Below are 24,029 nucleotides of genomic sequence, written 5' to 3' on the forward strand. Positions count from 1 at the left end.
AATTTGAATGGGTAAAATTTGTCATTTCTTAAACAATAAGAAACTGACTAATATACAACCAACTAAACAGACTACTGCTTTTAAAGAGAGGCAATCATGGCACAAGCAATGCAAATGACAAATGTAGCTTTACCAACCTCTATGGATAAGAAAACCTACGCGGTTAACTTCAAAGGACTGATTGCTCACTTACTGGACATTCTATTTGTAGATAACACTGCGCCACGCAGTTACTACGCAGAAGACTTGTCAGCACATATTCAAAAAGACATCGGTATGTACCGTTAATATTGAAATAGTGTAAGAAATACCGGCCTATGAGCCGGTATTTTTTTATTTGTAAAACATGCCTACTCAACCTACGCCCTAGAAAAGAAACACTCTAGAGGAGGTAGACATGAGAGTAGATTAAGTGTTGTATAGAAAAACGGGGCACCATTGGTGCCCCGTTTTGACATGACTGAAGTGCGATATTACTTCTTGCGGCAGTATTCTGCGATCACGTACATCGACTGACCACCATTTGCCTTACCCGAAACTAGCTTTGGATCATCGCCAAGGCTAATACCACGAATCACTGTACCTTGTTTGATTACTTGGTTAGTGCCTTTTACTGGTAGGTCTTTAATTACTGTTACATCGTCACCTTTCTTAAGTTCAGTGCCGTTACAGTCAACCGTTTTATCGTCAGCAGACATCCCTTTCATTGCCCAGTTCATTTGCTCTTCTTCCATGTACATCATGTCAAGAGCATCTTGAGCCCAGCTTTCTGTGTTTAGGCGAGTGAGTTGGCGCCATGCAGTCACTTGTACAGCAGGAACCTGGCTCCACATGCTTTCGTTTAGACAACGCCAGTGGTTAATGTCTTTTGGCTCATCGATCTCACCCAGACACTTATCACAAACCATGATGGCAGTATCAACCGTCACATTACCGTGAGGTGGGACAGCGTATGCAGTTAGTTGAGATTCAGAAGAACACAGTTCACATTTTGACTCGCAGCGCGCAAGCAGAGTAGCTTCAATAGACATAAGGACTCACCTTAGTAATGTTATTTTGTGGCGGTATTATCCACTTTATCCTGAGAAATAAAAGGGTGTTAGCGAATTAAAGACTAGATTTTACAATACTCCAACCTGATTAAGGTGAAGATGTAAAATATTCGCTAAATAAATAATACGGAAGTATAAAAGACTCTATTAATTGTTTTGGCTTATGAATTGGTTGTGTCAATTTCTACAACGATTACAAGCCTAAAAGAGGTAAATGTAGAGAGAGGGTGGCTAGAACATAGCCCTCTAATTTACAGAGGGCCTGTTGTTAACGTTCGACAATCTGGACAATTTGCTCTTTTGAAATACTCATTTCTTTACCATCCATGTCTTCATACTCGTACATACCCGTTTCCTCGTTCAGGTCTGGTTTACCGTAAGAGGTAATAATTTTCCCTTCATTTGTCGACATCAGATATTGGCTACTTCCGCATGCAGAAAGAAGTAATACAGTGGCAATAACAGTCAATACGCGCATAGAGTTTTCCTTTTAAACAAGTGAGTTAGGCAAAGACATCGATTTAACTATAGCAGAGGAAATATGAGTGGGTTTGAATAGAATTGAAATGAAAAAGCCCAGTAGAAACTGGGCTTTGGTAGGAAGGGTGTTGCGATTACTTCAAAACAGAAGTGTTAGTGACACCTGTTAGTGTGTCATCCATTAAGAAGTCAGTGTTTTCCATCTGCATCTCTACATGATGATCAATATCAGACAGAGTGCCATTTGGCGAAGCAAAAGTACTGTGCGATGCAGTAGCATTAAACTGTACAAAGCTCGCAGTTGCATTCACATCAGTGTCCGTACTGTTCACAGTCTTCAACCCTAGCTTATTAGCAAGCGGTTCAGTACCCGCGAATGGTGCATTTGGAACGCTGTTTGGTACTGTGCTATCGCCATCCACTTCTGTCATAAAGAATGGTGTCGTTAGCGAACCAGATGCCACTAAATCTGAAGCGTTTGTGAACGGATCGACAGTGTCTAGTGTAGTCTGTGCTGCATAGATAAATTGTGAGAAACCTGCTTCTAGCGCTGCTACTTGAGCTTCCGTTGCCGCAGCCTCAAATGCTTCGTAACATGTTTTATCTTCTAGATCCGCACATGATGCATCAGCGTAAGTCGCATAGTCTTTTGATGCTGCATAAGCGAGGTTATGTTTGATCTGAGGGCCGTAATTGTCTGAACCCAGTAACAAATTACCAATTTGTCCACCAGAGTTCTGTACTGATGCAGAACTAAAGGTGTACAGCGCATCGGCAGTAGGGCTGCCCAATGTATTGTTTGCTGCTGCGACGGCAGATGTAGCTACAATACCGCCAAGTGAATGACCTAGCATTTTGACCTTTGAACCCGTCATTGGGTTGAAGCCTTGCAGAGGACCTCCAGCTAAAAGACCGCCTTGAGCAGATACTACCAAGCTAGCGCGCAAACCTAACACATCCAGAACACTTTGACGTAGGTTGTCACGCGCAACGGCTAAGTTGGAAAGATTTAGATAAGCCAGTACATTCGCATTTGCGGAACGTTGTTCATCTAAGCTGCGCGTACCATGAATAGGTAAGTCAATAGCGATAACTGCCACACCTGCTTTTACCATATTGAACGCGAACGCGTACGCATTCTCTTTCGCTGAGGTGATGCCGTGTTGATAAATCACAACGTCTGTCGCGACGCCAGATTTAGGTGTGAAGACCAGTACTTCGACATCTTCAACCGATTTCACTACGGGAACAGGCGAGTAGCGAGTTATGATACGCTCACTATCAAGCTGGGTACCATCGGTAAGAGTAAGCTTAGCTCCAACAAGTTTTAGCTGCTCTGTAGGATCTGTAGCAAGCTTTGTCACATCAACAGGATCATTTGCAAAAACGCCTGTTGATAGCTGCTGAACCATGTTTGCTTGCTCGTTCGGATCCGCTAATGCTGCGCTTAGCTTCGCTAGGCTTGGCATCGCAGATACCATTGGTTGCATGTTCCAGCTTGCGCCTTTTTCCAGGTAATGAGGCAGTCTTACCACACCTTGTGTCACGCTTACATCGGCACCTGATTGCATGTAAAGGCCTTTAATTGCCGTTTTAGCTGCGTCTTGATCGCTAATGTATTTACTAAAGTCATCGTCAGAGTCTAGCGCAGTGCTAAAGTCTTGGGTTTCACCGAGCGTTATTGTGTAGGCCGTTGATAAGTCAACTGAACCTTCGTTTGAGTCATTTTTGTAAACGGTATTTAGTGTGTTTGCGCCGGTAGAAAAACCAGTAGCGGTTACTCCTTTGACTGCCGCTAACGTATCACCTACAGACTGGGTACTGAACCATGAGGAGTAAACGATGTCGTTAGGGTTTACTTTGGCGATACCAAAAATGCCTTCAACCGCCTGAGTGACTGCTTGAACAGAAGCAAGGTCGCCAGTTTCATAAACGATTTCTTTCGATTTACCAGTCGCATAACTTGCTGATGTACCAATTGGCTCACCATTCACGTCAGTAACATCTTGTGTAACCGCAAAAATGTACTCGCTTGACTCATCAAGTGCAGCCAAGAACTGGACGTATAGAGAGTTACCTTTTGCTTGAACTACGTAGTCTTGGTTCTGAACAAGCTCTTCTTCGATTGGGTTAGATTTGCGGTCCCACTCGGTTAAGCGTTGATTAATCTTGATGACTTTAACACCAGACGACAGCATGCCCGTTGCAAAACCGTCGCCGTTGAAGTTAAGAACGATTGGCATAGACGTTGACCATCCATCCATCGTGTTCATTGAGGCTCTAGGGTTGGTTAAAGCATCATCGCCATCAGTTGGCAGACCAAGCGTACCATCGCTTGTGTCCATTAATAAGTAAGACGGTGCCGGTACATCTGCGTTCGCTCCTTGAAGCGTAAAACTGATGGATGTTTCGCGATCAAGCAATGCTTGGACTTCATCTTCAAATTGAACTTTGTCGGAAGTACCAGAGCTGGAGGTATCATCACCACAACCAGCAAGAAGGATTGCAGAACAAAGCATTGATAATTTAAACGTGTGTTTCATTGGTTTACTCCGTAATCCCATTATTTGAAGGTGTAGTTCATCTGTACCGCGCTGATGTAAGCAGTACCTTCTGAGTCAAACTTAATCTCTTCACCCAGAGCATTTGTCTCAGTGAAAGAGCCTGATTTACTCTTAACAAGTGCAAAGCCTGCATCGAAAGTTAAATTCTCACTCATTGCGTAAGTTAGGCCCGCGCTGTACCAAAAACGGTCACTGTCAGGGATACTCAATGTCGCTTCACCTGCTTGTTCGTCGTACGCAAAGCCTGCACGGAATGTCCAGTCCGTATTAAGTATGTAAGTTGCACCAATGGAGTAGCGATTGTTGTCTTCATATTTCTCAGGTTTAAAGAAACATACTCCGTCATTACATTCGTTACTGGTCGCTTTTAGTTCTTTAAATGTGCTCCAGTCGGTTTGTTGCCAGCCGTAATGTACAGCCCATTGTTCATTCAGTTGATGGAAAGCCGATAATTCGATAATTGAAGGGAGAGAGATTTTTAAACGGCCATCAACTTTTGGTGATGAAGCTCGACCAGAGTCGTAACTACTAAACTCACCGTCATCAAAATCTAGATCAACCTTAGAGCGGTAGCCAAAGCCAAAACGGTTGTTTTCATTTAGCTCAAATAAAGCGCCGACATTCCAACCCCAAGCGAAAGTTTCACCTTCCATGCCGACAAGGTTATCGGACTTATTACCACCTAAAATACCGGCGAGTGCGCCTTTGTGGCGAGTCAGCTCTGCTTCAGCGTATACGAGGTTGATACCACCACCGACACTGAAAGACTCGTTGATACGGTAAGCGACATTAGGGTTGATGTTTACTGAAAGTAGGGAAGTGTCACCCGCCATATCACCTGCGGAAATATCATTTGGATAGTCAGTAGCAACACCGTATGTTGTGAACATACCGATACCCCAAGCCCAGTTATCATTGATAGGGCTGATGTAATAACCTGCTGGCACGATCTGTAAAGGGGCGACATCTTTCGCGTGTTCATTGTTTACAGTGTCGTACACATCGACTTCAGGGTCGATGATAGATAACGCGCCCGAAAATTGAGCTTCTTTGAAAAGTGTCATTGCTGCAGGGTTACGAGCAAGGACGCTGGCATTATCTGCGACAGCCCCTTCACCTGAAAATGCTCGACCAAGACCAGATGCCGAATGTTCAGCTACCTGGAAGCCCGCTGAGTGGGCATTACACGCAAACAATATTGAAATTGTAAGCAGAGAGCAGTGCTTCTTGTTCATCCTTGACCCTCCTAGGGTGTCATAATGCTGGACCGAAGTCCTTGTAATTGTTGTGTGGTACTTACACCAATTGTTAATACGCGAAATACAACGGTGATGTAAATGTAATGTTAATTGTATGTTTAATAACTTGTCAAAGTTTGAGCGTATTTTGCGTTTTAAATATGATGCATAGGTCAAACGATGGCTTGTAAGGGCATGTATTATCGTTATATTTTTGAAGAGAATGGTACGACCAGAATTGTTTTGCGAGCTTTATAGTTAAATAACGATCAAATCAAGAGATAGCTCGCTTTGCTGTTTCTTCACTTCACAGGCATAATTCGCGCTCGCTATGTAGTTATTCAATAGACGCAATAGGAACCGCATTGGAATTACTGAATGTTGAATTTTTAGGTCGTTCGCTAAGGCTCGAAGGATCGATGGCTGGGTGGCAGCAGTTATATTGGGATAATACGTTGGTGTCTCAAATCGATGCCAGTGACAATACCGCAGAGACTTGTCTACACCAGTTTAAGCTCTCTGCGGGTGAGGAAATCCTGAACTGTCATTTAGAGTGTTCTTTAACATGGCAACCGTTTGAATTGAGTTACAAGGTCACAATTAACGGTGAGCTCGTCAACGAAGGTTGTCGAAATGAAAAAGACATCGAGCGCCAAGTGCCAGAAGTTACGCCACCATCCGAAAAGCGTTTAAGTGTAATAGGCCTCGTATCTCTTGGGATGAAAGCACTTAAAAGTGCGAAAGTTATTAAAGTGGCGTTAGCGTCTGCAAGTCTCGCTGCATATTCTTGGCTATTTTCCATCGAGTTCGCGCTAGCGTTGATCGCTTGCTTGGTTTTTCATGAATATGGTCACATTAGAGCGATGAAGTATTTTGGAATGAAGACCAAAGGGATCTATTTGATTCCATTCCTAGGTGGTTTGGCGCTAAGTGACGAAAAGATAAACACGCGCTGGCAGGATGTGGTTATCTCAATCATGGGACCATTTTTCGGTTTAGTACTTAGTATTGTTTTTACTTTGCTTTATTGGATGACTGGTGAGGTGATCTTCGCTGGGCTTGCTGTGTTTAACGCCTTGCTAAACCTATTTAATCTGCTGCCTATTTTACCATTAGATGGTGGCCATGTGCTCAAAAGTATTACCTTCTCAATGAATACTTGGGTCGGGTTAGTTGGCAGTATTGCGACCGCTTTATTAGGCATTTTTATCAGTTACTATTTCGGTCTGACGTTGCTAGGGTTTTTATTGTTAATGGGAATGTTGGAAGTGGTGATGGAATGGAGAGCTCGACATCAAAGCCATTTATTGCCATTAACCCGTTATGGGCAACTATTTTCACTTGCTTGGTACTTGGTCTCTGTCGGAGGTTTTGTTTCTATCATCTGGTATTTTGCCACTCTCGGAGATAGTTTGTTAAGTTTGCCGCTACAGATATTGGGCACTTGATTAGAATCATTAAAAAGCTCCCTAGGGAGCTTTTTTATTTGGCAAGCTTAAGTAGTAGACGATAGTAGCAATGAATTAGCCACATCTTGGTGCTTTCGCGTTATACGCAGGCAGCTTATTTATGGTTGCTTGTAAATCTTTAATGCGCGTACTGTGCGATGGGTGGGTTGAGAAGAATTCAGGTGGTTGAGAACCACCTGATGCAGCACTCATATTTTTCCATAAATCGACACTTTGACGTGGGTCGAAACCTGCTTTTGCCATGAATTCCAGCCCGACAATATCAGCCTCGGATTCCTGAGTACGACCGTATGGCAAGATAACACCGTATTGAACACCGACACCAAGTGCCGCCATCGTCATTTGTTGATACTGTCTGTACTCGGAAGCTCCAATAGCAACGTTTGCTAGAGACAACCCGGCATTTGCTAACTGACTTTGTGAAAGACGTTCATTACTGTGGTCAGCGAGGACGTGAGCGACTTCGTGACCAATGACTGTTGCCAACTGATCTTGGTTTTTCGCGACATCTAAAAGCCCGGTATACACGCCGATCTTCCCACCTGGTAGAGCAAACGCATTGACTTGTTCACTATCAAAAACAACGACTTCCCAGTCTTTAAATCCAGATTGAGCGGGAATGGTGTCAGTGATGTGTTTGGCAACGCATTGAACGTAGGCATTCGTTTTGCGATCTTTGCTGATTGGGATATCTTTCTTCATTTGTTCGAAAGATTTAGCGCCAAGCGATGACATTTCCTGATCTGAAAACATCAGGATCTGGTTGCGACCCGTCGGTGATGCGCTACACGCTGTTAAACCCGCGATAGTTAAAAGAGCAGAGGCTTTCATCCATACCTTCATAACAGGCTCCATTTAATTTTTTGTTTTGAAGCAATAGTATATACCCAAATAGTAACATGATGCATGGATCAAGTTATTCATCTGCTTAATAAAGAAGGTGAGATGTTACGTCTTGAAGTTATGCCCAGGTAGCGTCTATGCTAGCTTCTTAGCACATCGTTACAACCTAACAAACCAGTTTGTGAAACTAAGAGTAAAACAATGAGTATATGGAAAAAGCCCGTAAGCATAGAGATTCTGAATGCCACGTCAAAAAATACCCTGATCGAGCACCTACAAATTAAATATACAGATTTCACTGACGACTCCCTTACAGCAACCATGCCCGTATGCAGCTTTACTCATCAACCTTTAGGAATGCTTCACGGTGGTGCATCAGTCGTGCTCGCAGAAACATTAGGCTCATTGGCTGCAAACTTCTCTGTCGATGAGGGCAGCTACTGCGTCGGTTTAGATATTAACGCGAACCATGTGCGAGCCATGCGAAGTGGCCATGTGATTGGTACGGCAAAACCGCTTCATCTGGGTATTTCAACGCAAGTGTGGCAAATCGATATCACTGATGAGCGAGGCCGTTTAGTGTGTACCAGTCGCTTGACCATCGCTGTGAAACAACACAAAACAAAGTCGGTATAAACTAAGATGGTGATTGAGTTTTCATTAGGAAAAATCATTGCAACCCAGCGTGAAATAGTGATTAAGCTCTCCGGCAGTGCAATGGTAACCTTGCAAGCGCAAACCGATGCAATTCAGTTGCTGGGTAGAGGAGCGAACGTTGTTTTATCTCATGGAGCAGAGTGCAAATGGTCTATCAAGCTGGACAACGAGGTACAACTGGCTGAACTTTCGCGAGAAATTGGTATCGATATTCAATAATTTATAGTGTGATGTTTGCACTTTTTGGAAAAAATGAGGAAACTTAGCTTATCGACAACAAGATAAGAATTTCCTCTTTATGAGTAGCCCTCGTTTACGTGTTCAGTTCGAAACACTGTTTGAAAAATTTTCCGGTCACGATACGGACGTTCAGCTCGAAGACATCACGGAAGCGTTGTTTTGTACACGTCGTAATGCTCGTATTGTTCTAAATAAACTTGAAGAAGAGGGCTGGATTGAGTGGCATCCGGCAGCGGGTCGAGGAAAACTTTCGAAACTCGTTTTTAAACGTAATCGAAGCGACGTCAGCGAAAACCTCGCCAGGCGTTATCTCGATGAAGGGAAAATCGGTCAGGCTCTAGATGCGCTTGATAACGATGCGGCACGATTGACGCAGGTTATCCAAGGTTATTTAGGGCTTCAGCATCGACAGGGCGAGCAGGTCGTGCGTTTGCCTTATTATCGACCATTGTCGATGTTAAACCCGCAGAAACCGATGCGGCGTTCTGAACAGCACATCGCCAGACAAATTTTTAGCGGACTCACTCGCCTTGATGAAAATGAACAACTTCAACCAGATTTAGCCCACACGTGGGAAGCAATTTCTGATACTCATTGGCGTTTTTATCTTCGTCGTGGAGTACGCTTTCATAATGGTGAACCGTTAACAACCAGTTGTGTTCTTGAAAGTGTGCTTGCGTTAAATGGCTTGAACTTGTTTTCTCACATAAAGCGGGTGTCTTCACCACAAGAGTGGACCGTTGATATTGAGCTCGTCCGTCCTGATCGCTACCTGCCTCTGGCTCTGAGTGAGTCGCAAGCAAAAATTTTGCTACCGAGTGCTTTGCGTTCTGAAAGCTTTGATAGACAACCGATAGGGACAGGGCCGTTCCAAGTTAAAATGAATGATGATAAGCGTCTTATTTTGACTGCTTTTGATGGCTACTTTGGTTTTCGCCCTTTACTTGACCAAGTGGAGGTGTGGGTAATCGATGAAGCCTATTCTTCAATGGTTTATCCAAGCCTGTCAAAGCCGAAGATGGATAAACAAGGTTCATCCGATGAAGTCGAGCTGGACCCTGGCTGTACATTCCTATTACTAAACAAAAACACTGGGATTGCAAAAGATCCACGTTGGGCAGAGTTCCTCTCGCAAACCCTCAACAGTCACCAGATTTACGCGCATGTCCCACAAGATAAAGTGATGGAACTGGGAGTATTGCAAGCCTTTGGCCTTAAGCCCGGTTGGATTGATCTTAGGCCAGCAGAAGCGGGCAGCGTACCACAGGCTAATAAGGTAATTTCCGTAGCGTATCAGAAAAAGCATCCGATGTTTCCAGTAGTTGCCAAGGCCATCAAGACACTCTTAAAACCGCACGGTATAGAGGTTGAGTTTATTCGTTATGATTCTCAACCGCCCGCACCGGAGGAAGTGGATATCTGGGTGAAAGCTATGGGCATTGCAACGAACCGAAATGACGCGTTGGCGGGCTGGCTCCTGGATTACAGTGATATTGAGAAGTTCAGTTCAGGTTACGATTTTAGTGAATGGGCTAAACTTGTCGATCAATGGCGTGCTGGGATGCACACAGACTTTCCTGCGCGTGAGCTAGGACGACAGTTAGTAAAAAGCTGTCAGGTGATTCCTATGTTTCACTGTTGGCTAGGCGTGAATAAAGACCACAGCGGTGCGTTACAAAATGCAAAGTGTAATGCCTTAGGTTGGTTTGATTTTAATAATGTATGGGTCAAACCGGATATAGAAAGTAACCATGGCGAAACCGAATAAGAAGCAGCCGACGAAAACCGTCGATATCTATTGCTCAAAGTGTAAAACTCAACTATTTAAGTACCGTAAAGGCGGGAAAGGCGCACTGGTTAAATGCTTCAAAGAGCGCATTGTTGACGATTTCACACAAACCCCATGTATTTGCCCCGCTTGCGGACAAGAGTTTGCAAGAGATACTTTAGTAAGAGGAACCCCCGCTTACAAAATGATTGGCGGCAAAGTGACAATGAAATAATGAAGGGCTAGAAAATGAGTATGAAACATGACTATTGCATGGTTTTAAGTACAACCAGTAATGAAAAAAATCGAGATCAGATCATTAAAGGTTTGCTAGATGCCCAATTAGCCGCGTGTATTCAAACGATGCCTATTGAAAGTCACTATGTGTGGAAAGGGGAGATTTGTACTGACAACGAATGGTTGCTGGTGATCAAAACTCGTCGAGAACTTTATGAATTGGTGGAAGAGAAAATAGAAAACCTGCACGAATACGAGGTCGCTCAAATCGTACAGGTTCCAATTGTTGATGGGTTTAACCCTTATTTAGAATGGTTGAGAGAATCGACGTTGAGCCGACATTAAGAATAACGACAACACTGCACCAACGGTATCGCACAACATATCTTTCTGGGCGTCCCATATGTCACCTTGCGAGCCCAGAAAGGCAATTCCCTCATCGCCACCAGCCAACTCCGCATACCACCATTCGATAATCTCATAGCCAGCAGCAAGTGACATGATAGCAAACAAAGCAAACCAGCAAGAGAACGCTTTGTTGAACCGTTTTTTGTTTATCAAGTATTCAGCGATCGGATATGCGTAAAGGCCAATTGAAAAGTGCGCAACGCGATCAAAATTATTTCGCTCTGAACCAATCATGTCGTTAAACCAGTCAAACGGCACTTCGGAGAACGTATATTTCGCACCGATAGTGTGCAAACAGAGCCAGATGAACATTAAAAAGTAAGCCGTATTACTGAACTGATAGCGAATCGAAATCGCCCAAATAGCAACAAGAATACCAATCGCCGGGATAATCTCCGCAAACCAAACTGCACGTGAGTTAGGTTCCAACGCAGAAAATAAAAACACGATGGCATAAAAAATCGTTAATCCTAAGAGTGTCGAGGTGCTTTTCATAGAGTTATTTGATCCTTCAATTTATCTTACAGTGGGACTCCATAGATTGTGTTAATGATTGCACTTAATTGAACGGTGTGCAATTGATATTTTAATGGGTTTTTTGATCACTGAAAATGTTGATTTATTGGCAAACTGCTCAACATTAAAACGTTTGCGCGTGCACTTTTCATTAAAGTTTGATTTACAACATGCCCATCCATAGAATCCATGATTCAGTCTAATAAAAAAGAAGTAAAGCCATGAAACTGGAAACTGTCGATTATCTTGCTGACGATGCTGCTCAACAGTTCGTTACCTCTCTACGCGAAACGGGGTTCGGTGTGTTGAAAAACCACCCGATTCCACAAGAGCTTGTAGAGTCAATTTACAAAAACTGGCATGAGTTTTTCTGTTCAGAACAAAAGAATGATTTTCACTTTAACGTAGACACCCAAGATGGCTACTTCCCACCTTCTGTGTCTGAAGTGGCGAAAGGGCACAAAGTGAAAGACATCAAAGAGTACTTTCATGTTTACCCTTGGGGTCAGATCCCAGAGCAGCTTAAAGCTGAAATCTTAGAGTACTACGAGCGTGCCAATGCATTTGCTCAAGAGCTATTAGGTTGGGTTGAAGCGTACGCACCTAAGGACGTTCAAGAGAAGTTCTCTATCGCGTTGTCAGAAATGATCAATAACAGTGACAAAACATTACTACGCGTGCTTCACTATCCACCGATGACAGGCGAAGAAGAGCCAGGCGCTATTCGTGCTGCTGCGCATGAAGACATTAACCTGTTAACGGTTTTGCCTGCTGCTAATGAGCCTGGACTGCAAGTAAAGAGTAAAGAGGGTGATTGGATCGATGTACCATGTGACTTCGGAAACTTAATCATCAATATTGGTGATATGCTTCAAGAAGCGTCAGGTGGTTATTTCCCTTCAACGACTCACCGTGTAATCAACCCTACGGGTGGCCGTCAAGAAAAGTCACGTATTTCATTACCGTTGTTCCTGCATCCAAAGCCGGAAGTGGTGTTATCTGAACGCTACACTGCACATAGCTACCTTATGGAACGTTTACGTGAGCTAGGGGTTATTTAACCTTTACGTGATCTCCTTACAAAGGCCGATGGTGAATGACTATCGGCCTTTTTGCATTTATGCTACAAAGTGGAAATTATGTTTTTTGTGCCGTGAATGGGGCCCTAAACTCGTGTCAGAGAGGATGAATGGAAGGACAACGTACTGTCAATAGTATTGAGCCTCATGCAATAGAAAATCCGCTGCTTTGGCCAATGTTAGAAATTCTGAGAAAACAGCCCTCTAATTGGAAAGTGCACACCTTGGCAAGCTCGTTGGGTGAACAAGGTTATATTTCAAAGCTGGACGACTCTCCCGATAAGGATTTATTCAAAAGAAATTTCCTGATCATGAATGCATTATATCAACTGCAAGACACTCTGTATCCGGATAGCTGGCTTCAAGTCGAAGCCATGGATATTCAGCTCATGTCTTCGATGGAAGCTTTGAGGCATAAGATCGATATTCATGATCCTTTGCGTGAGTATTACTTAGATTGGCGCAATTACGAAGCGGACGAAGATGAAGTGCGTCGACTGTTGAATGAATTTTGGACAACTTATCAAAAGTTCATCGGTGGTTCGTCAGTAGCCAGCGTAGATAAGACAAAGGCACTGTCACTATTTGAACTTAACACTGACGCTACGCCTGCGGAAATTAGAAAACAATGGCGAAAACTCGCGCTTCGTTGGCATCCTGATCGAGAAAATGGCGATGCAGAAAGATTTAGAGTTCTTTGTGAAGCGTGGAATGTACTGAGAAACGAATGATTCGCTAAGAATAAAGATAAAGGAAGGCAGCTAACTATAGCTGCCTTTTGATTGAACTGTCTCTGTCAGCGTATCAAAACTAGCATGATGACTTAAACTGAGATTTTCGCATGCGGTTGAGGGCAGCCATAACGTCTAGTGTGCGTGGTTTGGCTAAGTCGCCTTGCTTAGGAAGAGCGGCATGCCACTCACCAGACAGCATTTCTTCAATCTCCTTCGCCGGATGATTACACCAACCTGGAAGTTGAGCAATTTGGAACCATAACCAGCCAATTGTGTTGACTTCATCGGCTGACTCTATCTGTTCCAAAGCGCTAAGATCAGTAAACTCTTTACCAAATCGAAGTGACTCTTTGCCTTTCGCATTCACACGGAACTTGCCGTCAGTAAGAATATTCATCAACGCAACGCGGTTCAGTGCTCGAGGTGGGAAGGTCTGTAAACGTTCTTCTGACTCGTTATGGCGTTGAGTAGGGTGCTGAGCGATAACTTCTTTCGCTTTTTCAGTCACATCAACGGCTTGGTAGTCGTGCATTTGAATGACGGTATCGGCAACGTCTAAGTAGTCGCCCGACCCACCCATAACGATAATGGTAGAGATATCAAGATCATCTCGTAATTGACCAATGCGGTCGACGAGAGGAGTAATTGGCTCATCACCTTTTGCCACCAATGCCTGCATACGCTCATCTCTAATCATGAAGTTGGTAGCAGAAGTATCTTCATCAATCAATAATGTGCTTGCACCCGCTTCAATAGACTCTTGAAGCCAAGCGGCTTGCGACGTTGAGCCTGATGCGTCTTGAGTAGAAAAGTCCGCCGTATCTTTACCCATCGGTAAATGGTTGATGTAGTTTGACAGGTTCAAGTGGTGTACGCATCGGCCATCTTCGGCACGAATCTTCATAGCCTTGTTATCGGCAACAATGTATTCGCGACCATCTCCTGGAATATGATCGTAAATTGAACGCTCTATTGCATTTAATAAGGTAGATTTACCGTGGAAGCCACCACCTACAATCAGTGTGATACCTTTTGGAATTCCTAATCCTGTGACATGGCCCTTGTTTGGCGCATGTAAAGTGACTTGTAGAGATTCAGGGGCTTTAAACTCAACGGCTTCTTTCATTGGAAGGTCGCAATTACCTGCAATTCGAGGAAGAATACTGCCGTTTGCGACAAACGCGACTAAGTTATTGGCCTCTAACTGTTCTCGTAGGGCATCTTGGTCTTCAACAACTTGGCAGTGCTTAATTAAAGCGGCTTTGTCGAGTTCACGCTCTAAAGTTGCTCGACGGATAAACTTAGGCAGGTGGAAAGTCAGTATGTTGTTGGCTTTTTTCCCCAATACTGAACGACCTTCGGCTGGTAAGTTAACTCGAAAACGCAGTTCAATACCTTCTTCAGTAAACAACACCGCGGTGCTATCCAGTACAGTTTGGCCTGTCAGTGAAATTGATACTGAGTTTTCTTGTTTAGCAAACTGTTCAAAACTACGCGCAATAAAATCACGTGCAGCTCTTTGAAATGCAGGAGACTCGTCTCTTAGCCACTCAAGACCAGTCAAAGACCATGCGCGAGTCGCACGAAAACGTGACGCCGATGCATAAGGGTCACCCTGTACATGATCGATAAACAAAGTGAAATCAGTGAAGTCGTATTGACCTTTGATTTGCTGATAAGCTCGGTAGTTCTGCTTTTCAATTTTCTTAAGCGTGGCAGTCAACTGATCCATGAAGATATTGGCCTTTTAATAGAAGCGGGCGGCGATTATAGAAACCACCGCCCTCATAGTAAAGAGAATGCTTAGGAAGAGTAGGCGTATTGCCCGCCAGAAAGGCGCTGATTAAACAAACTTTGCTCAAATTCATTACAAGGCATAGGTTTACCATAAAGAAAACCTTGTCCGATATCACAACCCTCACCAATAAGAAACTGCTCTTGTTGGTGGGATTCAATGCCCTCGATCACTACTTGGAGTTCCAGTTTTTTTGCAATGTGTATGATTGAACAAATGATCTCGCGATCATCATCTGACTTTTCCATTTGCTGGACGAAGCTTTTATCAATTTTGATGGCATCAAACGGATATTTCTTTAAATAGCTGAACGAGGCATATCCTGTACCAAAATCATCAAGTGACAATGTCACACCTAGTTTGTGCAACTTATTTAACGTTGTGCGTGCTACTATTTCATCGGCAATTAGAGCGCTCTCGGTTACTTCGAGTTCGAGAAAGTGTGCTGGCAAATGGAAAGTGTCGAGTAGGTGTTGCACTTGTTCTGCAAAATTTACGTTTTGTAATTGAATGGGAGAAACGTTGACGGCAATTTTGAAGTTATCGATTAACTCAGACCATTGTTTCGCTTTGTCTATCGCGGTACGCAGAACAAAAGAGCCAACTTCAAAGATAAGCCCGTTTTGTTCGGCCATATGTATCAATGCTTCGTTGGAAACGTCGCCAAGTATTGGATGTCTCCAGCGAAGCAAGGCTTCTGCGCCAATCCATTTACGTGTTTTGGAGTCTACTTGAGGTTGAAAGTACAACACTAAATCGTCGTTACGCACTGCTTGTAAAAGGTAACTTTCCAGTTCATTGTGACTATTGAGATCCGCCGAATGATTTTCTCTAAAATAACTAAAAGGTTCGCCGGATTCTTTACATAGAAGCATCGCGTAACATGCATGTTGAAGGATACGCTTAGCATTGCTGCAATCTTTGTAAGCTTGAACTATACCGATATACGTGTGCAAATGTATTTCTGTTTTGTTGAAGACAAATCCATCTACGCTAATTTTAGTGATATCATCTAATAGTTGATTTAACCGAGCTTCAATATCCTCTCCCCAAATCAATAAAACCATGTCATTCGAACTTGGTCTACCAGTGATAAATCCGCTAGCACCGTGTCTGTTTAATCTGGAGTGAAATTCTTTTAAAATGTTGTCAAAGACCTCGAACCCGTGCCTGGTCTGAATACTGCGAGCGTTACTAAAACCAATGTTGATGACCACAAGCGATTGCTGATCACTATCAAGGGACTGTAAGGTGTATTGGACAATGTTCTCAAGTGCAGAGCGATTTAGAAACCCAGTTCCCTGATCATGTGTTTTTTGGTAGCTCACTTGTTTTTCCGCGGCTTTACGGCGATCAATTTCTTGTGTTAAGGAGTAACTTAACTGGGCTAAATCCGTGGTACGATTTTCAATTCGACTCTTTAGCTCGGTGTTAAGTCGCTGAAGTTTATGTTGTTGGTACACAACTGAAAGCTGTGCTTCGATTGAATCTTTGAAAGTTTCAAGCAACTGACGGTAACTATCGTTGTACTCGTTTCTCTCAGAGTCAAGCATACAGATTGTTCCAAATGTCTCCCCATTTGGCCAGAATAGCGGTAAGCCGCAATAAGAAATCATGCCTAGTTTGATGTCTGGGTTATTTTGCCATTCTTCATCTTCAAGCGCATTGGGGATTACAAGCTCGCCTTTCTGTTCTATAACTTGCTCGCAATACAAACCGTTACCAAGCTGCTCTGCATCGCCAGTACGATAAGGATTACCTAGAGTTTCGCTAGATGTATTTACTTCTATGCGATCCGGATGGATACGCATAATTAATGTGGTGGGTACGTGTGTTATTTGAGCCAGTAAGTTGACGATTTCTTGCCAACTTCTTCGCATAGACTCAGGGATTTCGTAGTCTAATGTTTGCAATCTCCCCATATAGGTCATCCTTTACGTGGTTTCACTTCCTGTGAATTAAAAATGCAGACTGCTCTATTTTGTTCTCGCTTTTTAATTAAGTATAGGGTGGCTAGGGCTCGAAACAAAAAAAAGTCCTGAAAAGTGTTCAGGACTAGGAATAGTTGTCACATATCTCATCCTTGAAACAGATAACAAGCATCAAGGCTTAAGCGACATTAACGATTCAATAGAAATGTCTTGCGAATAGTCGACATCCTCAAAGTTAAAGCCATTGAGCTTCATAAACTCATCTTTAAAACCTTGGTAATCACCAATCTCTTTAAAGTTATCAGCATTCATTTGTTCTAAAAGAGCGTGGACTTCTTGTTGAACTTGCGGTTCAAGTTCCAAGTCATCTATTCGAATCAAGCGTTCACCGTCAACTGGCACTTTCTCTTGATCGTATAACTTCGTAGTAAACAGCCGCTGCATTTGTTCAATACAGCGTTCGTGAGTACCTTTTTCCTTCATCACTCGATAAAGCGCTAACAGGTAGGGACTTAGCGCAGGGATGAATACACTGGCTTTCGTCACCAACGCCTTACACACGGTTGCGTAAGAACCGCCGTCAAAGTTGGCGAGTTTGAGGTTTAATGAATGACTGGTTTGGTGTAAATCGATTTTCGCTCGACCTAACGTACCATCGAGATAAATTGGGTGCGTAATGTCAGGGCCCATGTAAGAAAAGGCGATGGTTTTGCAGCCGTTTGCAATAGAGTCGTTATTGATGAGTGTGTCAATCCAGCTTTCCCAGTCTTCGCCGCCCATTACTTTAATGGTGGCGTTGGCTTCTTCTTCTGTTGCTGGCGTTAAGGTGGTTTCTATCCACTTATCGTTCTCCAGCATGATAGAAGCGCCAGTGACAGGCTCACCAATCGGTTTAATGACACTGCGCCAAAACTCATCAGATTTAGGTTTAGGTCGAACACCGGTTGCCAAGCTATAGATGACTAAGTCAACTTCACCCTCAAAGTACGTTTCAATGGCTTCAATCACTTGATTGCGCACCGAACCAGAGAATGCATCACCAACAATATTTATTGCGGTATGCCCGGCTTGATTTGCTTCTTGCTTAAAAAAGACGTTGTTATACCAACCCGCACTCCCAACCCCTTTCTCTGAAGGGCCACGCTCAAATGAGACGCCAATGGTATCGGCGTTAGCGCCACCGAACGTTAGGGCGATTCGGGCCGCTAGGCCGAAACCAGAGGAGGCACCAATAATCAAAACCCGTTTTGGGCCTTTTTTGATCTGTGGGGCGCGTTTTACGTATTCAATTTGCTGTTTAATAGATGCATGACACCCTTTGGGGTGCGCAGAGCGAGCAACAACACCTTGAATTAACGGTTCTATTCGCATGTTGTTATCTATCCTCGATGAGTGGAATTGAAAATAGATTAACGTAAAGTTACGTAAAACTTATTGAGCTAGACCATTAAAATTAGAGATGTTTAATTAATTCTTGAGCAACGAAACCTGCGATCCAAGGTTGTGCATCTGGTTTTGGGTGAAGGCCATCATCCATCATCCATTCTGGTTTGGTGACAACATGCTCTAAGAAGAATGGCATCAAGGCAACTTGTTGATGCTGTGCAAGCTTAGGGTAGATATCGTAAAACATATCGCTATAGCGCTTACCATAATTAGGTGGAACCCGAATTTGCATCATGACAACGTCCGCACCAGAATCTTTTATCATGGTAATCATTTTTGAAAGATTCGACGTAATAAGTTTAGGAGGGAAACCTCTTAGGCCATCGTTGGCACCTAACTCAATAAGTACCATGTCAGGGCTATGCTGAGTTAGCAACTGAGGTAACCGTGCTAAGCCATTGCCAGTGGTATCGCCAGAAATACTGGCATTAATAACTGTTACATCTTGACCATGTTCTGACAACGCATCAGGGAGTAAGCTAGGCCAACTCTCTTCGATCGGCATCTGATAGCCTGCACTCAAGCTATCACCCAAAACAAGTAGCTTTTCGCTCGCATGTGCAGTAGCGGAAAAACAAAAAAATAGAACTAAGGAAAGTATACGAATCATGCAAACACCTGTACTTAATGCACCTATTGTTCAAGCCAATTTGGTTTCTAAACAAGTCTCTACTAATCAAGAACAATTAACAATCCTCAAAGACGTAAATGTTGACATCCGAAAAGGAGAAAAAATCGCCATCGTCGGAACTTCCGGTGCAGGTAAGTCAACATTGATGACGTTGCTAGCTGGTCTTGATACTCCGACATCAGGCGAAATTACTTTATTAGGTCATGAATTATCAAAACTGGATGATGAAGCACGTGCGAAAGTTCGGGCTGACTCTTTAGGTTTCGTTTTCCAAAGTTTCTTGTTAATCCCGAGTTTGAGTGCATTACGTAATGTCACGCTTCCTTGTCTTTTACGTGGTGAAGCCGAAGATGAAGCAAGAGCAGCGGAATTATTAGCTTCTGTTGGATTGGAAAAACGTGTCGACCATCTACCAAGCCAGTTATCTGGTGGTGAACAACAGCGAGTTGCACTAGCGCGCGCATTTATGACACAACCTGAACTGTTGTTCGCAGACGAACCTACCGGTAATCTTGACCATCAAACCGCAGACAAAGTGATTGAGCTGCTATTCGATCTTAATGAACAGCACGGGACAACTCTGATTTTAGTAACACACGATGGTCATCTAGCAAGCCGATGTGACCGTATTTATCGTATGGAGGCGGGTGAGCTTAAGGAGGAGATGTAATGTCTGCAGTATCATCAAGTGAAGCAACATCCACAGAGCAAAACAGTACAACACAGCACTCGTCGAATAAAAGCTTGATACGCTGGAGTTTCGGCGAAATAAGGCAGGGGAATCTTTGGCCTATTAGCGTTGCTCTTATTCTCGTGATTGCGAGTATCTTTGCGCTTTCTGCATTAGCAGAACGAATGGAGCAGGTGATCGTCAAGCAGGGGAAGGACGCATTAACGGCAGATGCGGTGTTTGTGTCTGCTAATCCCATTCCGGACACGTTGTTAGCCTCGACTGAAAGCCTTGAACGTTCGACGATGACACGCTTTGCCACTATGGCATTTAGCGATAATGGTATGCAGCTTATTTCTGTAAGGGCGGTGGATGATAATTACCCTTTAATGGGAGAGCTCGTTCTTGAAAATAATCCAGCCGGTCGCGTTAAAGAGAACCAACTCTGGCTTGATGAGCGGATTATGACTCAACTAAGCGTAAAGTCAGGTGACAGTGTCACGATAGGCGATGCCGAGTTTACTGTATCAGGCGCAGTATTGATGGAACCAGGCTTGAGCTTTAATCCATTTCAGCAAATGCCTTCTGCATACATTCATCAAAGTGACGTAGATAAAACAGGAGCAATTCAAGTTGGGAGTCGAGTTCAATACCGTCTATTTTTACAAGCCGATGATAAAACACTAAAGAGCTTACAAGATGATACGCAGCTTTCTCCGAGCGATCGCTGGCGCACGCAAGATACTGCCAGTCGTAGTAATGAGGTTTTTGAACGCACGACGCAGTATCTGTCGTTGACAGTAGCAATTGTCATCATTATGGCGGCGACAACATTGGTTCTTACTTGTCAAAATTACGTGAACAGCCGGACACAAACTATCGCGATGTTGAAAAGTCTTGGTGCGAGCCGCCGATGGATTGAAAAGTGGTTATTTATTCAAGTCACAATCCTTCTCATTAGTGCCAGTGTCGTCGGTCTATTGTTAGGGAGCGGGCTGGAATATTTATTACGCATTCCACTCAAAGACTTATTACCCGAGCCACTCCCTAGTTACGGCGTCACACCATTTTTGGTGGCATTTATCTCAGCAGTCTTGATTACGGTGCCTGCTCTCGGTATACCATTGTTAGGCTTGATTAAAACTCCCGCGTTAGAAGTGCTACAGCAGGGTAAAGCGCAACGTTCTTGGAAGCGAATGTTACTTGTTCTAGTTCCCGTTGTTCCACTGCTTTTACTGTATGCAGATAACACCTTAGTTTGGATCGTGCTCACTGGTATAGCGGTACAGTTTGTGGTACTCGCAGCAGTTAGCGTCACACTCACAAAGCTGTTTGCACGTGTGTCAACCCATCCTGCAATGAAGCTTGCGTTGAGTCGTATCAACCGGACGCCAGTAACCAGCGGCCTACAGTTTGGTGCTTTGGCATTATCTTTGATGTTGCTGTCTATCATTTGGCTTGTGCGCAGCGATATTCTCGCGGATTGGGAGAGAACCTTACCTGCAGACGCGCCAAATGTGTTCGCTTTGAACATTGGTGATTATGAGCTCGATAACTACCTAGAAACCCTAGATAAAAATGGAGTTACGCGGTCACAAGCTTATCCAATAATTCGTGGACGACTAACAGAGATTAACGGTCAAAACGTCAAAGAGATTGATTACGAAGGAGAAGGTTCTGACGCGATACGTCGAGAGCTAAACCTGACATGGGGAGATACCCTACCAGAATATAATGATGTGCTTTCGGGTGAATGGACAAACAAAGGGAGTGTATCTGTAGAAGCGGATGTAGCAAATGACTTAGGCATAAAACTCGGTGATACGCTGCGCTTTGTAATAAACAGCCAGAATTACGATGCAGTAGTAGATACCATCCGTTATGTCGAATGGCGTGACATGAAGCCTAACTTTTATTTTATTTTCTCATCTGACGTGATGGCTAATTTACCTGGTTCTTACCTCATCAGTTATAGGATTGAAGAAGGAAATGAAGCGTTGTTGACGTCAATGTCACGTGCTCACCCAACGGTCTCTGTTTTAGATATCCGAACTATGGGCGAGAAAATTCAGGCTTTGATTCAGCAAATCGTATCAGCAATCACCATCCTTGCTCTTTTAGGCGTTGTTGCTGGTCTGCTGCTCATCTTTACGCTACTGAGGTTAAGCTTGTCCCAACGCCAACAAGAGATTCGTTTGTATCGCACATTAGGTTCAAGTAAGAAACGGATCAACACAACCCTGTGGGCCGAGTACGGAATTATGGCGTTGATTGCTAGTGGTGTTGCGGTATTTGCTGCGGAAGTTTGTGTGGCCGCAGTCATGACATATGGATTCGATCTCAATGCACAAATTCACCCCGAATTGTGGATAGCTTTACCGCTTGTAACATTTGTTACGTTGGCACTTGTAGTGATGAGTTTGTTGAAAAGATTGTTAACGCCAGTAAACACTTAATCGCAGAGAGTGTTATCAAGTTTGGAACACTCCATGACACTTTTATTTTAGTTATCCACAAAAACAGTGGATAACTTTTGGGATAACTAAATGGGGTAAAAAGTGGGGTGTTTCTGCAGGCTTTGCGCCATGGGTCTTACAGTGAAATTCTTATTCACATAGACACAAAAAAGTGTCTTCTTAACCATGTCGTCAAGTACTTTTTCGCAAATTTTTTCTACTTTAATGCACTTTACAGGCGCTGTTGGATATTTCGCAAACCCATGAACTTTTTGTGATTTTAATCAAGTTCAAACACGAGTAGAATCCACCGTTAGTAAAGAATTTTCCTTATAAAATTTTTAGTGAAGCAATGAAGTCTGAGTTTCCAAGTTATAAAGATAAGCATATCGCTGTTGTTGGTGGCGGTGTAGCAGGTGCAACAGCAGCAATTCATTTTGCGGAGCTGGGTTTTAAAGTTTCCGTAATAGAGAAGGGCGTATCACTAGTAAATGGTCCACCCATTTGTCATTTGCATGCTGGTGGTAATTTATATCGAGAGATTTCCGAGCAACAATGCTTAGACTTGTTAGCACAATCTATTGATACTGTTCGCCTGTATCCGCTTTCACTGAATATTCGTCCGACAATCATCGCGGTTCCTCATTCCGATGGTGGAGACCCATCCACACTAATTCCGCGATTAGAGGTTGTGAAAAGTGCTTATCAGACGCTCGTTGATAAAGATGAGAGTAATAAAGTGCTCGGCGAACCAAGCGAATACTACAAACTGTATTCAAAAGCGGAGCTAGAAGCTCTCGCGCAACGTACTCAACCAAGTCATCCTACAAACTTCGATGAGTGGTGTATTCCTTTTGCTCAACATGCTGATCTTGAAGCGCTAAAGTATCCTGTTGTCGCAGTTCAAGAATATGGTTGGAGTGTTTTTCGCCTCGCCGCAATTGCCAACTTAACACTAGATACGCTTCCTAATGCTTCAGTCTTCACACAAGCAACGTTCAAGCAAGCCGATTGGATGGGGGAACACTGGCAACTTGGCTATGAACGTGAAGGTATCGATTACCTTATGACATGCGACTACTTGGTTAACGCGTGTGGCTTTGAAACAGGCTCAATTGACAACACAGTTGGTGCCAAGCGAGACAGGTTGGTGGAGTTTAAAGCCGCTTACGTTACGAGGTGGGCAGACTGTCAACAACAATGGCCAGAAGTTATTTTTCATGGCCCGCGTGGAACCGATAAAGGAATGGCTCAATTGACGCCTTATGGCGATGGTTACTTTCAACTTCATGGTATGACAAAAGGAATCACGCTGTTTGAAGATGGTTTAGTGGAGAGCACGAACTCATCTGCTCAACCTGAACTGCCTATGCCTTTACTCTCGAAGATCCGTAACGGCTGGAGAGAAGAAGTGTTAGAAGAGCGAACGAACAACGCCATCAAACACATGGCACAGTTCATTCCCGACTATCACTCTGCTGTAAAAGGAGGAAAAGCATTATTTGGCGCTCAGCAAATTCCCGGCACAGATCCAGTACTCAGAGCGGCAGATGTGACTTTTGAAGATAACCACTACGCGAGAATAGAGGTGGTAAAAGGGTCATCGACACTACTCGCAGCGCAAAAAATGCTTCAATTCTGGTTTGACATCGATCCTAACCAAAATGTGGAAACACAGCATCCGGTCGCTGTAAAGTGGTCTGAACAAGAGGTCGAGCAGTACGCGATTAAACTCACTCAAGAGCGAGGCTATCCACAAGCTTTAGCAGTGCGTTATGGTATGCCTGCATAATCGGCTGTGTTTGGGCTCAGTGG

The 24,029-nt window shown here is 43.6% G+C and carries 22 protein-coding genes; 12 read left to right on the forward strand and 10 right to left on the reverse strand.

What is annotated here, in order from left to right:
- Nucleotides 1–96 precede the first annotated feature (96 nt).
- Nucleotides 97–288, forward strand: a complete 192-nt coding sequence (locus R7E78_RS05390) for a hypothetical protein (protein WP_005376351.1) — start codon at nt 97–99, stop codon at nt 286–288.
- Between the two features lie 185 nt (nt 289–473).
- Here the strand turns inward: R7E78_RS05390 and R7E78_RS05395 are convergent, their stop codons facing one another.
- The 4 genes from R7E78_RS05395 to R7E78_RS05410 form a co-directional block, all read right to left on the reverse strand.
- Nucleotides 474–1,031 carry a PhnA domain-containing protein gene (locus tag R7E78_RS05395; protein ID WP_005376350.1) on the reverse strand — a complete coding sequence of 186 codons (558 nt, stop codon included), beginning with the start codon at nt 1,029–1,031 and terminating at the stop codon, nt 474–476.
- 289 nt (nt 1,032–1,320) lie between these two features.
- Nucleotides 1,321–1,530, reverse strand: a complete 210-nt coding sequence (locus R7E78_RS05400) for a YgdI/YgdR family lipoprotein (protein ID WP_017634171.1) — start codon at nt 1,528–1,530, stop codon at nt 1,321–1,323.
- 136 nt (nt 1,531–1,666) lie between these two features.
- Nucleotides 1,667–4,075 (reverse strand): VolA/Pla-1 family phospholipase, encoded by a 2,409-nt coding sequence (locus R7E78_RS05405; protein ID WP_318057734.1) that lies wholly within the window; start codon nt 4,073–4,075, stop codon nt 1,667–1,669.
- Nucleotides 4,076–4,095: 20 nt separating this feature from the next.
- Nucleotides 4,096–5,331 carry an outer membrane protein transport protein gene (locus R7E78_RS05410; RefSeq protein WP_005376347.1) on the reverse strand — a complete coding sequence of 412 codons (1,236 nt, stop codon included), beginning with the start codon at nt 5,329–5,331 and terminating at the stop codon, nt 4,096–4,098.
- A 422-nt stretch (nt 5,332–5,753) separates the two neighbouring features.
- Between R7E78_RS05410 and R7E78_RS05415 the strand changes: the two genes are divergently transcribed.
- Nucleotides 5,754–6,782 (forward strand): site-2 protease family protein, encoded by a 1,029-nt coding sequence (locus tag R7E78_RS05415; RefSeq protein ID WP_021035977.1) that lies wholly within the window; start codon nt 5,754–5,756, stop codon nt 6,780–6,782.
- Nucleotides 6,783–6,857: 75 nt separating this feature from the next.
- Here the strand turns inward: R7E78_RS05415 and R7E78_RS05420 are convergent, their stop codons facing one another.
- Nucleotides 6,858–7,646 (reverse strand): M48 family metallopeptidase, encoded by a 789-nt coding sequence (locus tag R7E78_RS05420; protein ID WP_136977258.1) that lies wholly within the window; start codon nt 7,644–7,646, stop codon nt 6,858–6,860.
- Between the two features lie 201 nt (nt 7,647–7,847).
- Here R7E78_RS05420 and R7E78_RS05425 point away from each other — a divergent pair, with 201 nt between their 5' ends.
- From R7E78_RS05425 to cutA, 5 genes are all read left to right on the forward strand, one after another.
- A complete protein-coding gene (locus R7E78_RS05425) occupies nt 7,848–8,282 on the forward strand; it encodes a hotdog fold thioesterase (RefSeq protein WP_005376340.1) in 435 nt (144 codons plus the stop codon).
- Nucleotides 8,283–8,288: 6 nt separating this feature from the next.
- Nucleotides 8,289–8,522, forward strand: coding sequence for a DUF3389 domain-containing protein (locus tag R7E78_RS05430; protein WP_005386281.1), 234 nt, complete (start codon nt 8,289–8,291; stop codon nt 8,520–8,522).
- Between the two features lie 79 nt (nt 8,523–8,601).
- Entirely contained in the window at nt 8,602–10,311 is a 1,710-nt protein-coding gene (locus R7E78_RS05435) for an SgrR family transcriptional regulator (RefSeq protein WP_005386283.1), read from the forward strand.
- Nucleotides 10,295–10,546, forward strand: a complete 252-nt coding sequence (locus tag R7E78_RS05440) for a hypothetical protein (protein WP_017634167.1) — start codon at nt 10,295–10,297, stop codon at nt 10,544–10,546. The genes R7E78_RS05435 and R7E78_RS05440 overlap by 17 nt, the downstream gene beginning before the upstream one ends.
- Before the next feature lie 14 nt (nt 10,547–10,560).
- Entirely contained in the window at nt 10,561–10,893 is a 333-nt protein-coding gene (gene cutA / locus R7E78_RS05445; protein ID WP_005376332.1) for a divalent-cation tolerance protein CutA, read from the forward strand.
- Here the strand turns inward: cutA and R7E78_RS05450 are convergent.
- A complete protein-coding gene (locus R7E78_RS05450; protein ID WP_005376330.1) occupies nt 10,855–11,451 on the reverse strand; it encodes a DUF2238 domain-containing protein in 597 nt (198 codons plus the stop codon). The two genes, cutA and R7E78_RS05450, sit on opposite strands and share 39 nt — an antisense overlap.
- Before the next feature lie 242 nt (nt 11,452–11,693).
- Between R7E78_RS05450 and R7E78_RS05455 the strand changes: the two genes are divergently transcribed.
- Together R7E78_RS05455 and R7E78_RS05460 are read left to right on the forward strand one after the other, a co-directional pair.
- Complete coding sequence (locus R7E78_RS05455) at nt 11,694–12,533, forward strand: isopenicillin N synthase family dioxygenase (protein WP_005386285.1); 840 nt, start codon at nt 11,694–11,696, stop codon at nt 12,531–12,533.
- Nucleotides 12,534–12,661: 128 nt separating this feature from the next.
- The gene (locus tag R7E78_RS05460) at nt 12,662–13,282 is read left to right on the forward strand and encodes a DNA-J related domain-containing protein (protein ID WP_005376328.1); all 621 of its coding nucleotides are present in this window, start codon (nt 12,662–12,664) and stop codon (nt 13,280–13,282) included.
- Nucleotides 13,283–13,361: 79 nt separating this feature from the next.
- Here the strand turns inward: R7E78_RS05460 and R7E78_RS05465 are convergent, their stop codons facing one another.
- The 4 genes from R7E78_RS05465 to R7E78_RS05480 form a co-directional block, all read right to left on the reverse strand.
- Nucleotides 13,362–15,017, reverse strand: a complete 1,656-nt coding sequence (locus tag R7E78_RS05465; protein ID WP_017821933.1) for an ABC-ATPase domain-containing protein — start codon at nt 15,015–15,017, stop codon at nt 13,362–13,364.
- Between the two features lie 71 nt (nt 15,018–15,088).
- The gene (locus R7E78_RS05470; RefSeq protein ID WP_318057735.1) at nt 15,089–17,002 is read right to left on the reverse strand and encodes a sensor domain-containing phosphodiesterase; all 1,914 of its coding nucleotides are present in this window, start codon (nt 17,000–17,002) and stop codon (nt 15,089–15,091) included.
- Nucleotides 17,003–17,182: 180 nt separating this feature from the next.
- Nucleotides 17,183–18,382, reverse strand: coding sequence for an enoyl-ACP reductase FabV (gene fabV, locus R7E78_RS05475; RefSeq protein WP_318057736.1), 1,200 nt, complete (start codon nt 18,380–18,382; stop codon nt 17,183–17,185).
- 82 nt (nt 18,383–18,464) lie between these two features.
- Nucleotides 18,465–19,067, reverse strand: coding sequence for an arylesterase (locus R7E78_RS05480; protein WP_033907077.1), 603 nt, complete (start codon nt 19,065–19,067; stop codon nt 18,465–18,467).
- Between R7E78_RS05480 and R7E78_RS05485 the strand changes: the two genes are divergently transcribed.
- From R7E78_RS05485 to R7E78_RS05495, 3 genes are all read left to right on the forward strand, one after another.
- On the forward strand, nt 19,066–19,758 hold the full coding sequence (locus R7E78_RS05485) for an ABC transporter ATP-binding protein (protein ID WP_033907076.1): 693 nt from the start codon (nt 19,066–19,068) through the stop codon (nt 19,756–19,758). The two genes, R7E78_RS05480 and R7E78_RS05485, sit on opposite strands and share 2 nt — an antisense overlap.
- A complete protein-coding gene (locus R7E78_RS05490) occupies nt 19,758–22,214 on the forward strand; it encodes an ABC transporter permease (protein WP_318057737.1) in 2,457 nt (818 codons plus the stop codon). Before R7E78_RS05485 ends, R7E78_RS05490 begins: the two co-directional genes overlap by 1 nt.
- 352 nt (nt 22,215–22,566) lie before the next feature.
- Nucleotides 22,567–24,006 carry an FAD-dependent oxidoreductase gene (locus R7E78_RS05495; RefSeq protein ID WP_318057738.1) on the forward strand — a complete coding sequence of 480 codons (1,440 nt, stop codon included), beginning with the start codon at nt 22,567–22,569 and terminating at the stop codon, nt 24,004–24,006.
- The last annotated feature ends 23 nt before the right edge of the window (nt 24,007–24,029 follow it).

The organism is Vibrio sp. YT-19(2023), assembly GCF_033337395.1.